General features: G+C 70.4%; 14 protein-coding genes. 7 read left to right on the forward strand and 7 right to left on the reverse strand.

Translation table 11 applies throughout. The features are described from left to right. Positions 1-74: 74 nt before the first annotated feature. Together ABTW65_RS13370 and ABTW65_RS13375 are read right to left on the reverse strand one after the other, a co-directional pair. Positions 75-2,009, reverse strand: a complete 1,935-nt coding sequence (locus tag ABTW65_RS13370) for an FHA domain-containing protein (protein WP_350660719.1) — start codon at positions 2,007-2,009, stop codon at positions 75-77. Next, on the reverse strand, positions 2,006-2,833 hold the full coding sequence (locus ABTW65_RS13375) for a PP2C family protein-serine/threonine phosphatase (protein ID WP_350660720.1): 828 nt from the start codon (positions 2,831-2,833) through the stop codon (positions 2,006-2,008). The genes ABTW65_RS13370 and ABTW65_RS13375 overlap by 4 nt, the downstream gene beginning before the upstream one ends. Positions 2,834-3,115: 282 nt before the next feature. Between ABTW65_RS13375 and ABTW65_RS13380 the strand changes: the two genes are divergently transcribed. Both ABTW65_RS13380 and ABTW65_RS13385 read left to right on the forward strand, forming a co-directional pair. Then, the gene (locus ABTW65_RS13380) at positions 3,116-5,110 is read left to right on the forward strand and encodes a helicase-associated domain-containing protein (protein ID WP_350660722.1); all 1,995 of its coding nucleotides are present in this window, start codon (positions 3,116-3,118) and stop codon (positions 5,108-5,110) included. Positions 5,111-5,119: 9 nt separating this feature from the next. Then, the gene (locus tag ABTW65_RS13385; protein ID WP_350660724.1) at positions 5,120-6,769 is read left to right on the forward strand and encodes a DNA repair helicase XPB; all 1,650 of its coding nucleotides are present in this window, start codon (positions 5,120-5,122) and stop codon (positions 6,767-6,769) included. 7 nt (positions 6,770-6,776) lie between these two features. Here ABTW65_RS13385 and ABTW65_RS13390 read toward each other — a convergent pair whose 3' ends face one another. The 3 genes from ABTW65_RS13390 to ABTW65_RS13400 are packed head-to-tail and all read right to left on the reverse strand — an operon-like array spanning position 6,777 to position 8,184. Next, complete coding sequence (locus tag ABTW65_RS13390; RefSeq protein WP_350660726.1) at positions 6,777-7,034, reverse strand: hypothetical protein; 258 nt, start codon at positions 7,032-7,034, stop codon at positions 6,777-6,779. Positions 7,035-7,076: 42 nt separating this feature from the next. Next, on the reverse strand, positions 7,077-7,730 hold the full coding sequence (locus ABTW65_RS13395) for a hypothetical protein (RefSeq protein ID WP_350660727.1): 654 nt from the start codon (positions 7,728-7,730) through the stop codon (positions 7,077-7,079). Beyond that, positions 7,720-8,184, reverse strand: coding sequence for a pyridoxamine 5'-phosphate oxidase family protein (locus tag ABTW65_RS13400; protein ID WP_350660729.1), 465 nt, complete (start codon positions 8,182-8,184; stop codon positions 7,720-7,722). Before ABTW65_RS13400 ends, ABTW65_RS13395 begins: the two co-directional genes overlap by 11 nt. Positions 8,185-8,257: 73 nt before the next feature. Between ABTW65_RS13400 and ABTW65_RS13405 the strand changes: the two genes are divergently transcribed. Both ABTW65_RS13405 and ABTW65_RS13410 read left to right on the forward strand, forming a co-directional pair. Further along, entirely contained in the window at positions 8,258-8,554 is a 297-nt protein-coding gene (locus tag ABTW65_RS13405) for a DUF1905 domain-containing protein (protein WP_350660731.1), read from the forward strand. Positions 8,555-8,608: 54 nt separating this feature from the next. Further along, entirely contained in the window at positions 8,609-9,511 is a 903-nt protein-coding gene (locus ABTW65_RS13410; protein ID WP_350660733.1) for an aminoglycoside phosphotransferase family protein, read from the forward strand. 13 nt (positions 9,512-9,524) lie between these two features. On the opposite strand, the gene ABTW65_RS13415 is transcribed toward ABTW65_RS13410, so the two are convergent. Both ABTW65_RS13415 and ABTW65_RS13420 read right to left on the reverse strand, forming a co-directional pair. After that, a complete protein-coding gene (locus tag ABTW65_RS13415) occupies positions 9,525-10,148 on the reverse strand; it encodes a TetR/AcrR family transcriptional regulator (protein ID WP_350660735.1) in 624 nt (207 codons plus the stop codon). Next, positions 10,145-10,759: a hypothetical protein gene (locus tag ABTW65_RS13420; protein ID WP_350660737.1), complete on the reverse strand. Its 615-nt coding sequence runs from the start codon at positions 10,757-10,759 to the stop codon at positions 10,145-10,147. Before ABTW65_RS13420 ends, ABTW65_RS13415 begins: the two co-directional genes overlap by 4 nt. A 92-nt stretch (positions 10,760-10,851) precedes the next feature. Here ABTW65_RS13420 and ABTW65_RS13425 point away from each other — a divergent pair, with 92 nt between their 5' ends. From ABTW65_RS13425 to ABTW65_RS13435, 3 genes are read left to right on the forward strand one after another with little or no spacing between them, the layout of a single operon-like run. Further along, the gene (locus ABTW65_RS13425; protein WP_350660739.1) at positions 10,852-11,859 is read left to right on the forward strand and encodes a TIGR01777 family oxidoreductase; all 1,008 of its coding nucleotides are present in this window, start codon (positions 10,852-10,854) and stop codon (positions 11,857-11,859) included. Next, a complete protein-coding gene (locus tag ABTW65_RS13430) occupies positions 11,856-12,152 on the forward strand; it encodes a DUF2087 domain-containing protein (protein WP_350660741.1) in 297 nt (98 codons plus the stop codon). Before ABTW65_RS13425 ends, ABTW65_RS13430 begins: the two co-directional genes overlap by 4 nt. Positions 12,153-12,189: 37 nt before the next feature. Then, a complete protein-coding gene (locus tag ABTW65_RS13435; RefSeq protein WP_350660744.1) occupies positions 12,190-12,600 on the forward strand; it encodes a hypothetical protein in 411 nt (136 codons plus the stop codon). The last annotated feature ends 2 nt before the right edge of the window (positions 12,601-12,602 follow it).

Consider the following 12,602-nt stretch of genomic DNA (forward strand, 5'->3'; position numbering starts at 1 on the left):
CCATCGTCGCTCGCTGGCGCTCGCTCATGCCGCCGCCTCCACAGAGGCCGGCGACATGAGCGAGAGCCGCTGGATCATGGGTTGGTCACCCGGATCGTCAGACTGTCACCGAGGTCGATGACGGCACCCGGCATGAGCTGGACGGGTACGCCGGGGCGCAGGTCCTCCGGGCCGAGACCGGGCTGGACCAGCACGGTGCCGTTGGTCGAGCCGAGGTCGGTGACCACGGCTGCGCCGTGGTCGACCCCGGCACCGGGACGGATCTCGCAGTGGGTCGAGGAGATCTCCTGGTGGGGGCTCGGCACGGTCACCAGCATCGGCTGCTCGGTGGGCGTGAACCGGCTCGCCTCGGGGGCGCGGCCGACCAGGACGACCCGGTCGACCTCGACGCGGTCGCCGCTGGAGAACTCCAGGCGTGCGACCGGGTAGGCGGTCACCTTCGGGGCCTCGGGCTGGCCGGGGATACCGGCGAGACCGGCGTTGAGGTCCTCGCCGACACCGATGCGGGTCAGACCGTCGTGGTCGTCCTCATCGGGGTTGGGCTCCTCCCAGACCGGCTCGTCGTGGGTCTCCGGGATCGGCGCCAAGGGCGGAGCCGGCGGCGCGGGCGGGGCCGGGAACGCCGGAGGGGCCGGGGGCGCCGGCGGGATGTCGGTCACCGGAGCGTCAGTCGGCGGGCCGTCGAAGGACGGCGCCTCGATCGGTGCGTCGCTCGGCGCGGCGTCGATCAGACCCTCGGCCGGAACGTCCTCGAAGGGAGGCGGCGGTGCGTCCACCGGAGGCGGCGGGGGCGTCGTCAGCGGCGGCGGAGGCGGCATCGACGGCGGGCCGAAGCCGGGCGCCGGGGCGGACTCGGGCTCGTCGTAGGACTCGGGCCTGTCGTAGGACTCCTCGTCGACGGCCGGGAGGACCTCGGTCTCGGCGTCGGAGGCGACGTCCGTGTCGGGCACGGGCTCCGGGGAGACCGCCGAGGGGCCGAAGGACGACGCCACGGCAGCGGCGTGCTCGTCGCTGGCGTAGTCGTCCTCGTAGCCGGCGGAGACGGGCTCGGGGAAGTCCTGGTCGTCGGTGTCCTCGGCCGCGGCCGGCATCTCGAACGCCTCGGTCGGCTCGGTCAGGTCGTCGTGACGCGGGGCCGACGCCTCGCCGGACTCGTCGCCACGGTTGACCGAGATCGGCTCGTCAGCCTCGGCCTCCTCGTTGAAGCCGGAGTCCGGGCCGAGGTCTGCCTCCGCGTCGGAGTCCGACTCCGAGTTGGCCCCGAGACCGGGGAGGTCACCCGAGACCGGGATCGGCGGCACGACCGAGAGCGAGGGCGGAGCCGCGACCGGCTCGTCCTCGTCGAGACCCTGCTCCTCGGCGGAGTCGAGCTCATCGGCGGAGTCGAGGTCGTCGGAGTCGGCGTAGCTCTCCTCGGGAAGAGGATCGGTGAGCGGGTCGGCCGGGGTCGGCTCGTCGACGCTGTCGTCGACGCCCTCCTCGACCGCCACCGGGGCAGCGACGAAACCGGCGCGGCTCTCCGGCGAGTCGTCCTGGGCGGACTCCGGGGCGGGCGGCGGAACCTCGAGCCCCGAGACCCGCAGCAGGCCACCGAGCGCCGTCATCGGCTCACCGGTCGCGCCCTCCTCGCCGAGCGAGACGGACATCCTGGTGACACCCTCGAGGGTGCGCTCGACCCACGTCTTCGACGACGAGCCGTCGACCTCGACGGCGCCCTCGCCGGCCTCGAACGAGACCACGGACGGGCCGCGCACGACAGTGCGTACGCTGCCGCCGTCAGGCGTCACGTCCCCGGAGATGAGGACGAAGCCCGGCAACGAGCTGAGCCCGGTCGCGACGAGTGCGTCGAGCACCTCGTCGAACCCGGCACCGTCGTCGACGAGCGCCCATATGGCGCCCGCCCGGCTCTTCTCCGAGGGCGGGAGCAGCACCGTGGCGCTCTCACCGATGATGCCGAACCACGTGCCCGGCATGTAGGACGTGCTTGCGATGGTTGCTGGCTCACTCATGGCAGCACTCCTAGCTTCTGCTCCATACTCACCCTTTGTTGCTCCGAGTCATACGGGTTCTCCTCGGTCAATCCCATCACATCGACCACGATCGCGGTGGCGTTGTCCCGGCCACCTGCCTCGACCGCGGCGGCGACGAGCTTCTCGGCCGTGTCGCGGGCGTCGGTGTCCTCCGCCGCGAGGATGTCGGCGATCTCAGAATCCGAGATCATTCCGCTCACCCCGTCCGAGCACAGCATCAGCCGGGCGCCCACGGGCAGCGTCACCTGGAAGATGTCGGGGACCGCGGGGGCCATCCCGCCCAGCGCCCTGGTCACCACGTTGCGCTCCGGGTGATGCTCGGCCTGCTCGCGCGTGATCTGACCGGAGTCGACCAGCTCCTGGACCAGGCTGTGGTCCCGGCTGAGCTGGCTCAGCGTGCCGTCGAAGAACCGGTAGATGCGCGAGTCGCCGACGTTGAGCAGGATCCACAACGGGCTGCTTCCGCCGTCGGCGATCAGAGCCGCGGCGCAGGTGGTGCCGGACTGGTAGTCCGAGGCCCCGCGCGAGCGCTGCTCGAGCGCGAAGGCCACGATCCGGTCCTGTGCGGCCTGGAGGGCCTCGACCATCGCCTGGCTGCCGGACTCGGACGCGTAATGGGTGCCGCCGAGCTTGGCGAACTCCTGGATCACCATCTCGCTGGCGATGTCACCACCGTCGTGGCCGCCCATACCGTCCGCGACGACGAAGACCGGTGGCTCGGCCACATGGGAGTCCTCGTTGACCTTCCGCACCTGACCGACATCTGTCGCGGCCCCGTGCGCGATCACTACTTTCCTGGACATCTCGCCCCCTAGGCCTGCCGGGATAGCGTGATGCCGATGGACACAGGCTTCCGCTCTCTCGCAGACCAGTTGCGCTCTTGGCCCACAGAGCGCATCTCACGCCTGCTTCTTGCTCGTCCTGATCTCGCCACGCCGTCCCCTCATGACTCCGGCCAACTCGCCGCCCGAGCAGCCACTCGCACATCCTTGCACTACGCGATGGATGACCTTAACCATCTCGAGCTGATCGTGCTTGATGCCGTTGTCCTCGCGAATCAAACCACCAAAGCCCACTTATCTTCCATGCTGAACGCTGAAGTGGACGCCGCGACACGGGCACTTTCTCATCTGGAGGACACCTGCCTGGTGTGGCACTCCCTCGACGGCCTCCGCGCCGTGACCGGTGTCTCGGCCGTGCTGCGGGGCTCGCCGGGCACCTCCGGACTGCAGCCGTTCGCCGCTGACCAGGAAGAAGTCGTACGCAGCCTGGCGGCTGTGTCCGCAGAGGCACGCGCGATGCTGGAGGCCGTCGACGCCGGCGGCGGGCAGGCCTCCTCCTCCCGCGCGCGCCCGGGTGTATCCGTGGCTGAGGCGGCCGGACCGGCGGAGGAGCTGATCGCCCGCGGGCTGCTGGTGTCCTCGGGAGACGGGATGCTGACCCTGCCCGGCGAGGTCGGCCTCGCCCTGCGGGGCGGACGGACCACGGTCACTCCCGTGGACGTCCCGCCACCTCTGCCGACCTCCTCGCGGGCCTCCAACCTGGTCGACCGGGCGGCCGCGGGTGCCGCCTTCGAGCTCGTACGCAACCTCGAGCTGCTCCTCGACGCCTGGAGCGCGGCGCCACCCCGATCGCTGCGTGGCGGGGCAGGGCTGACGGTCCGGGACCTGAAGACGACGGCCGAGCGGCTCCATGTCACCGAGCCCACCGCGGCGTTGCTGATCGAGGTCGCCTGGGCCGCGGGGCTGCTCGCGCTGGGCACCGATGAGGAGGGCGATCCGTCGTGGATGCCGACCGAGCTCTTCGACCAGTGGCTCCAGCAGCCCCTGGCGGCCCGCTGGTCGCACGTCACCGGCGCCTGGCTGGCATCGCCGCGCCTTCCCGGGCTCGTCGGCCAGCGCGACCCCGCTGGGAAGACGTGGAACGCGCTGGCACCCGACCTCGCCGGGACGTCGGCCGTGGCGACGCGGCGGCAGACTCTGCGCCTGCTCGCGGCCCTGCCGGACGGTGAGGTCCTCGCCGCCGGCACCGGCCCTGCCGCGGTCGTCACCCGCCTCGCCTGGGAGCGGCCGCGCCGGCCGCGCACCCGCACCGAGTCCCGCGAGTCGCTGGTGGCCTGGACACTCACCGAGGCGGAGACGCTCGGGGTCGCCGCGTTCGGGGGGCTGGCTGCGTACGGTCGGCTGCTGGTGGCTGGCGAGGACCCGGTCCCGACCCTGGCCGGGCTGCTGCCGGAGCCGGTCGACCACGTGCTGCTCCAGGGTGACCTGACCGCGGTCGCGCCGGGGCCGCTGGAGCCCGCGCTGGCCCGCACCCTGGCCGTGGTGGCCACCGTGGAGTCGCACGGCGGGGCGACGGTCTACCGGTTCACCAAGGAGTCCGTGCGCCGGGCCATGGACCGCGGCTGGACCGCGACCGAGATCCACGCGTTCCTCGCCGCCGCCTCCCGCACCCCCGTCCCACAGGCACTGACCTACCTGGTCGACGACACCGCGCGTACGTTCGGGACGGTCCGGGTCGGGTTCGCCGCCGCCTACCTGCGCAGCGACGACGAGGCCGCGCTGGCCGAACTGCTGGCCCACCCGGCGGCCGAGTCGCTGGGGCTGCGGCGGCTGGCGCCGACGGTGGTCGTCAGTACCGTCGCGCTCGACTCACTCCTCCCCCGGCTGCGCGAGCTGGGCCTGGCCCCGGTCGTCGAGGCACCCGACGGATCCGTCCACGTCGCGCGCACCGACGCCAAGCGCGCCAAGGCCCGCCACGGCCAGCGCCCGGCAGGTGCCCAGGAGGCCCACCTCGCTGCGCGTGCGTCCGCGGTGGCGGCGCGAGTCAAGGCGGGCGACGAGACCGCGGCCTCCCGCCCGGCTCCGGCCGAGCCGGCCTCCACCATGGCGATCCTCCACGAGGCCATCGATGCCGGGGAGCAGGTCGTCATCTCCTACGTCGACGGCCGCGGCGTCGGCGGCGAAGCCCGTGTCGAGCCGCTGGGGATCGACGGTGGCTCTCTCGCGGCCCGGGTCGAGGACGACGTACGTTCCTTCGCGCTGTCCCGGATCAGGAGTGTGCGCCCGACGTCGCCGTAGGCTGGTGCGGTGAACGACGGCCCCCTGATCGTCCAGTCGGACAAGACGCTGCTGCTCGAGGTCGACCATGCCCGGGCAGGTGAGTGTCGCAAGGCGATCGCGCCGTTCGCCGAGCTGGAGCGGTCACCGGAGCACATCCACACCTACCGGCTGACGCCGTTGGGGCTGTGGAATGCGCGCGCGGCCGGGCACGACGCCGAGCAGGTGGTGGACACGCTGCTGGAGTTCTCCCGCTATCCCGTACCGCACTCCCTGCTGGTCGATGTCGCCGAGACGATGGCCCGCTACGGCCGGCTCCGTCTCGAGAAGAACCCGGCCAACGGGCTGGTGCTGGTCTCCTCCGACCGGGCGGTGCTGGAAGAGGTCATCCGGGCGAAGAAGGTCGCCGGGATGCTGGGCGAACGGCTCGACGACGACACCGTCGTCGTCCACCCCTCCGAGCGCGGCAACCTCAAGCAGGCGCTGCTCAAGCTCGGCTGGCCGGCCGAGGACTACGCGGGCTACGTCGACGGCGAGGCCCACTCGATCGCGCTGGACAACACCGACTGGACGCTGCGCCCCTATCAGTCGGAGGCGGCTGAGTCGTTCTGGCACGGCGGCTCCGGGGTCGTCGTGCTCCCCTGCGGCGCCGGCAAGACGCTGGTCGGCGCCGCCGCCATGGCGCACGCCCAGGCAACCACGCTGATCCTCGTCACCAACACCGTCTCCGCGCGGCAGTGGAAGGACGAGCTCGTACGCCGCACCTCACTGACCCCGGACGAGATCGGCGAATACTCCGGGTCGGTCAAGGAGATCCGGCCGGTCACCATCGCCACCTACCAGGTGCTGACCATGCGCCGGAAGGGCGCCTATCCCCACCTGGAGCTGCTCGATGCCCGCGACTGGGGGCTGGTCGTCTACGACGAGGTCCACCTCCTTCCCGCCCCGATCTTCCGGATGACCGCCGACCTGCAGGCGCGGCGCCGGCTCGGCCTGACCGCGACGCTGGTGCGTGAGGACGGGCGCGAGGGCGACGTGTTCTCCCTGATCGGCCCCAAGCGCTACGACGCTCCGTGGAAGGACATCGAGGCGCAGGGCTGGATCGCCCCGGCGGACTGCGTCGAGGTGCGGGTGACGCTGCCCGCCGACGAGCGGCTCGTCTATGCCACCGCCGAGCCCGACGAGCGCTACCGGATCGCCTCGTGCACGCACCACAAGATCGACGTGGTCAAGGAGATCGTCGCCTCCCACGCCGGCAAGCCGACGCTCGTGATCGGGCAGTATCTCGAGCAGCTCGACGAGCTCGCCGCCTCGCTCGACGCCCCGGTGATCGAGGGCAAGACGTCGGTCAAGGAGCGACAGCGGCTCTTCAACGCCTTCCGCTCCGGCGAGCTCGACCTGCTGGTCGTCTCCAAGGTCGCCAACTTCTCCATCGACCTGCCCTCGGCCGAGGTCGCGATCCAGGTCTCCGGGGCCTACGGCTCCCGCCAGGAGGAGGCCCAGCGGCTCGGCCGGCTGCTGCGCCCCGGCGACGGCAACAAGACCGCGCACTTCTACACGATCGTCTCCCGCGACACCGTCGACGCCGACTTCGCACAGAACCGCCAGCGCTTCCTGGCCGAGCAGGGCTATGCGTACCGGATCGTCGACGCCGACTCTCTCGACGACCTCACGTCCTGATCTCACCTCACCCGAGCGCAACGACGCGCAGCTGGTGAGGTGGTGGACAGTTCTGCACCCATTGGTCCCGGCACTCCCGGCACAACAGATAGGTGTGGGTGCAGCGGTCGTCGGGACAGAGCACGGTCACCGCGTACGACGCTACCTCGCCACAAGGCTCCGCGTCGCTGTCCGGGCTGCCGCAGCTGCACTCACAGGCAGGCCGCTCGCCGAGCTCCTCCTCGAACCGCTCGATCTCCTCATCGATGGTCGTGCTGATGGTCATGACATCTCCTCCGTCTGGATCGGATGTCGTCCTCACCACCACCTAAACAGAGACCACCGACAGTTCTGCCTCATGGATCGTGGTCTCGAAGCCGAGATCGGGCCGTGAGCCTCCGACCGGGGTCAGCTGCACGACGATCCCGGTCGCGACGTCCAGCGCGATGTCGTACGCCTCGGGGTAGATCGTCCCCGCGGACGGCTCCCAGCCCGGGTCACCGTCGCCGTACTCGTCGCGGTCGGAGACCCAGGACCACAGCAGCGGACAGCAGCCACATCGCGGCTCGTACTCGTCTCCGGGCACCGCCCTCGCCCACCAGGTCGCCCGACCCCCTCGCTCCTCCGAGCGCAGGTCGCTCAGCACGACATCGGAGGAGAGCTCCTCGGGATCGAGCATCGACACGAAGACGTAGTTGTTCCACATCGGGTCGTCGATGTCGTGGGTGTAGGCCCGCGACCGGCTCTCCACGAGACCGTCGGCGCGCAGGACCGGCGCCGGATCGAACACCGGAGCCTCACCCCTCTCCACGCGATCCCCGTCGGCATCGCGTACGCGGAGCCAGCCAGGTCGGCGCAACCAGCATTCGACGTCGCCCTCGTCCCGCGTCCGCCACGTGAAGTGCAGGGCAGAGAAGCGCCACGGCGAGGATCGGGCGAGCGCGCGGAAGGTGTCCTCGGTCAGCGGGATCTCAGCTTCCATCGGACCCAGCCTCGTCCAGCCAGCGGCCGTTCCGCATCAGGTGGCGTCCTTCGAGCTCGTTGGACTCCCGCCAGGCCTGGATCTTCGTCGGCCGGACGCGGATCAGACTGTCCGCCCAGATGCTCGGGTCGCCGCCCTGCTTCTCGGCGTAGATCTCCAGGACCCGCTTCGGCGTACGCTCCATCGGCTCGACCTCGGCGCGACCGTCGATGATCACGACGTCGCGCAGCTCGCCGAGCGCCAGGCGTACGACCGAGGAGGCGGACAGGTTGCGCTGGGTGCGCGCACCGCCCATGCTCGCGATCCAGATCTCGCCCTCCCACCACACGAACGAGATCGGCACCAGCCACGGCTGATCATCGTGCGCGGAGGCGATCCAGAGGTCGATGTCGTTCTCCAGACGGGCTCGGGTGTCGGCGAGTCTCTGGGCGAGGGAGCGAGGGTCGGCAGCCATGGCCGCACCCTAAGCCGCAGTCGCCCCGGCGGTGTAGCGGTTTCCGGATGAGGCTTTGGGGGAGGATGAGCACATGGAGACCTGGGAGTTCGAGGCCGAGCTGTGGCCGTGGAAGGAAGCGACCGACGCCTGGATCTTCGTGACCGCGCCACCCGAGGTCACCGAGGACATCCGCGAGGCGTCGATCGCGACCGGTCCGCCCCGCGGCTTCGGGTCGGTGAGGGTCGAGGCGCGGATCGGCACGACCACCTGGAGGACGTCGGTCTTCCCAGGTCAGGAAGGCTATGCGCTGCCGATCAAGAAGGACGTACGCCGCCGGGAGGACCTCCAGGTCGGTGACCGGGCGCTCGTCTCGATCACCCTCGTCTGACCCTCGCAAAAATCCCGCGCGCAACCGGCCACCGGCATGGTTGGCTCGGCCACGATGAGCGCCCGAATGCACGACGACGAGCTGATGATCGACGAGGACGTGGTGCGGTCCCTGCTGAGGCGGGACCTCGTCGCGTACGCAGAGCTTCCCCTCCGCCCGCTGGAGTCCACCGGGTCGACCAACCGGCTCTTCAGGCTGGGCGAGGAGCATCTCGTACGCCTCCCCCGCCAGCCCCGCGGCTCGGCCACGATCACCCAGGAGGCGCGGTGGGTGCCCGGGTTCGCGACCAGCCTCGCGGTGGCCACGCCCGAGGTGATGGCGGTCGGCGAGCCGGGCTTCGGCTATCCCGAGCGCTGGAGCGTCGTGCGCTGGCTCGACGGCGAGAAGCCGGCCCCCGGCGCGGGTGACGTCACCGCTGCGGACCTGGCCGAGGTCGTGACCGGACTCCGCCGGACCGAGGTGCCCCAGGAGGCGCTCGACGACACCGAGCTGCGCTGGTATCGCGGCGAGCCGATCGCCGGCTTCGACGCCGACGTCCGGTCGAGCCTGCGTGAGTGTCGCGAGCTCACCGACCTCGAGCTGGACCTGGACGCGGTCGAGGCCGTCTGGGACGAGGTGATGACCCTTCCCCTGGCGCCGACCGAACCGCACTGGCTCCACGGCGACCTGCTCGCCGAGAACCTCCTCGCCCGCGACGGCCGCCTCACCGCCGTACTCGACTTCGGCGCCCTCTCCGTGGGCGACCCCACCGTCGACCTGATCTGCGCCTGGGAGCTCCTCGACGCCGCCGGCCGCGACGAGTTCCGCAGGATCCTGGACGTCGACGACGCCACCTGGCTCCGCAGTCGCGGCTGGGCGCTCTTCATCGCCGTCATGACCTTCCCCTACTACTGGCAGACCATGCCCGTACGCTGCGCCGACCGCCTCGTCATGGCCCGCGCGGCGGTGGCGGGTTGAGCTTGGGTTGTGCCTAGCCGCGGCCTTTGAGCCGGGAGCGGAGGACGAGCCGGGCCGCGGGCCCGAGATCCTCGATGACCTGGACGAGCGTGCCGAGCTGCTCGAGGGAGGCGAAGGCCGACTCGGCGCCGGGGCGGTCGACGCCGTCGTACATGAGGAGGCCGATGAACGCCGAGCTGATCGCACGCGACAGCCCAGGCGCGTCCACCACGCCTTCGACAGGGCTTCCCTCCAGGGCACGAGCGACCGCGGCCTCGATCTCCTCGTTCCACCGGCCCAACGCGTAGCGCGCCGTCTCGGCCAGCGTCTTGTCCCGCTGCGCACCGGCTAGGAGCTGAGCCATCACCGTGATGTTGCCTGCGGCTCGCTCGCGCTCGTGAAGCCCCCGCCCGAGCTCCAGCAGCTCGCTCAGCGAGGTCACCTGCCCGAACTCTTCCCGGTAGGACGCCGCCGCCTCGTCCGACACCGCCCGGCACGCCTGGTCGACGAGATCCACGACGGTTCCGAAGTGATAGAAGACCAGCGCCTGGTTGACCCCCGCCCGGTCGGCAACCGCGCGCGCCGAGAGACCGGCGATCCCGTCCTCCTTGAGCAGGTCGGTGACCGCCAGCATCAGCTTGGCCTTGGTGGGGTTCATTCTGCGGCAGGCTCCTTGGTGACGAGCAGGTTGTAGCCGATCAGGACGAGACCGAGTATGCCGCCACCGATGAAGCCTGCGAACACGCAGAGCAGGGCGATCCACGGCCCGGCGTGGATCCATCCATCCGACATCACGAATCGCGCGGCCGACACCAGCGTCCCTGCCAACGCGAAGTAGACGAAGGTCTCAGGAGTACGCAGCGCCCGGATCCGCGCACGGCGGGTGATCGCACGCCCGAAGAGCCCCGTGATCAGAGCGGCAACGGCACTCACGCCGACGAAGATCGCGAGGTCCTCCGAAACATCCAGGCTCGCCCCCGAGAACATGACCTTGCTGAGCAGCACAAACGACAGTCCCGCGGCAACGATCGCCGGCCAGGCCCGGTCCACGACCACAGAGCGCGGAAGCAGCGACGCGGGCGCCACCAGAACCGCGAACGGCAGACCCACGATCGCACCCATGACGGCTCCGGTCGTCCCGCCGACGACCGTCCCGAGGACAGGCACGAGAAGCGTCCCGAAGCCACCACCCACGACCAACCCGAGGACCACACCGAACAGCCATCCTCGGAGAAGCGCCCAGAAGCAGATCCGCACTCGAACCACCACGTACGCCTCCTCGAACCCATTTGAGCGATTGCTCAAATTCAAGGTAGCGCATCTCTTGAGCGATCGCTCAAATAGGCCGTATGGTCGCTCCCATGAAGATCGTCATCCCCGGTGGAACCGGCCAGGTCGGAGGCATCCTGCGGCGTGCCTGGAGCACTCGAGGACATGAGGTCGTGGTGCTATCCCGCCACCCCGAACGACTGGAGGAGGGCGTACGCCATCAGGTCTGGGACGGCCGGACGATCGGCCCGTGGGCCGACGAGATCGACGGCGCGGACGTGGTGGTGAACCTCGCGGGCCGGACGGTCAGCTGCCGCTACACCGAGGCCAACCTGAAGCAGATGATGGACTCGCGGGTCGAGTCGACCAGGGTCGTCGGCGAGGCGATCGCCAAGGCATCGGCTCCCCCGCGCACCTGGCTGCAGATGAGCACCGCGACGATCTACGCCCACCGCTTCGACGCCCCCAACGACGAGGCGACCGGCATCATCGGCGGAAGCGAGCCCGACACCCCCGCCTACTGGGAGTTCTCGACGAGGATCGCCAAGAGCTGGGAGGCCGAGCAGGCCGCAGCGGAGACACCGCGGACCCGCAAGGTGGCGCTCCGCTCGGCGATGGTGATGAGCCCCGACAAGGGCGGCGTCCTCGACGTACTCCTCACCATGGCGCGCCTCGGCCTCGGCGGTCCCGTCGCCGGCGGTGACCAGTTCGTCTCCTGGATCCATGAGACCGACTTCGTACGCGCCTGCGATCTGCTCATCGAGCGCGACGACATGGCCGGACCGATGAACCTGGCAGCACCAGGACCGCTGCCCCAGCGCGACCTGATGCGCACGCTGCGGAAGGAGGCCAGGATGCCGATCGGGCTGCCCGCCACCCGCTGGATGGCGGAGATCGGGGCCTGGGCGCTGCGTACGGATACCGAGCTGCTCCTCAAGAGCCGTCGCGTCGTCCCAGGGCGGCTGCTGGAGGAGGGTTTCGAGTTCGAGTACGCCGATTGGGCGGCCGCCGCCCACGACCTCGTGGACCGGGCACGGCGGCGGACGCGGCAGACAAACCAGTCGCATCGCCCAGCCGGATCGGCCACGATGAAAAGGTGACCCGCGCGACCTGGCAGCCCCGACCCGACGACGCCGAGACCCTGAGAAGGTTCTTCGGCAAGGACGGGCGGCTGCTGACGATCCCGTCGAAGCACGTCAAGAAGCTGGTGGTGCTCAACCAGCTCGCGCAGGCCTTCGAGCCGGGCAAGGTCTACCCCGAGCAGGAGGTCAACGAGATCCTGCGACGGTTCCACGACGACGTCGCCGCGCTGCGCCGCTACCTCCACGAAGAGGGCTTCATGATGCGCGAGGGCGGCTTCTACTGGCGCGACGGCGGGAGTGTGGAGGTCTGAGCGGCGAGGGCCCCGTCCGTCGGGCATGATTCGGCCCATGACGATGCCGGACCAGTCGGGCCAGCCAGTGCCCGGACAGCCGCCCGTGGGTTGGATCGACCTGACGATCCAGGGCAGCCACATGACCTCCAACATGATCGCGCCGACCGCGCTGCTCAACGGCCACCAGATGCCGACGCAGTACGGCCGCAACGTCTTCCCGGTGCCGCCCGGCCACTGGACCGTGGACATGTATACGCAGTGGACCTGGAAATTCGGTCGGGCCTCGATGAACTTCGACGTCGCCGAGGGCCAGACCGTCCCGGTCTTCTACGCCGCCCCGTTCACCACGTTCAACAGGGGTGCGATCGGGCACGAGAAGCAGAGCAAGCCGGGTCTGCTCGGCTTCCTCGCCATGATGGCGGTGCTGGTGCTCGTCGTGGTCGGCATCGTGGTCGCGGTGAGCTGACG

Origin of the sequence: Nocardioides sp. NPDC127503 (assembly GCF_040302165.1) — a bacterium.
Taxonomy (GTDB): domain Bacteria; phylum Actinomycetota; class Actinomycetes; order Propionibacteriales; family Nocardioidaceae; genus Nocardioides.

Coding starts and splice junctions, on each gene's coding strand:
- ABTW65_RS13370 (WP_350660719.1), bottom strand. CDS start 2,009: ATGAGTGAGCCAGCAACCATCGCAAGCACGTCCTACATGCCGGGCACG.
- ABTW65_RS13410 (WP_350660733.1), top strand. CDS start 8,609: ATGAGCGCCCGAATGCACGACGACGAGCTGATGATCGACGAGGACGTG.
- ABTW65_RS13425 (WP_350660739.1), top strand. CDS start 10,852: ATGAAGATCGTCATCCCCGGTGGAACCGGCCAGGTCGGAGGCATCCTG.
- ABTW65_RS13400 (WP_350660729.1), bottom strand. CDS start 8,184: ATGGCTGCCGACCCTCGCTCCCTCGCCCAGAGACTCGCCGACACCCGA.
- ABTW65_RS13380 (WP_350660722.1), top strand. CDS start 3,116: ATGCTGAACGCTGAAGTGGACGCCGCGACACGGGCACTTTCTCATCTG.
- ABTW65_RS13395 (WP_350660727.1), bottom strand. CDS start 7,730: ATGGAAGCTGAGATCCCGCTGACCGAGGACACCTTCCGCGCGCTCGCC.
- ABTW65_RS13375 (WP_350660720.1), bottom strand. CDS start 2,833: ATGTCCAGGAAAGTAGTGATCGCGCACGGGGCCGCGACAGATGTCGGT.
- ABTW65_RS13405 (WP_350660731.1), top strand. CDS start 8,258: ATGGAGACCTGGGAGTTCGAGGCCGAGCTGTGGCCGTGGAAGGAAGCG.
- ABTW65_RS13390 (WP_350660726.1), bottom strand. CDS start 7,034: ATGACCATCAGCACGACCATCGATGAGGAGATCGAGCGGTTCGAGGAG.
- ABTW65_RS13435 (WP_350660744.1), top strand. CDS start 12,190: ATGACGATGCCGGACCAGTCGGGCCAGCCAGTGCCCGGACAGCCGCCC.
- ABTW65_RS13415 (WP_350660735.1), bottom strand. CDS start 10,148: ATGAACCCCACCAAGGCCAAGCTGATGCTGGCGGTCACCGACCTGCTC.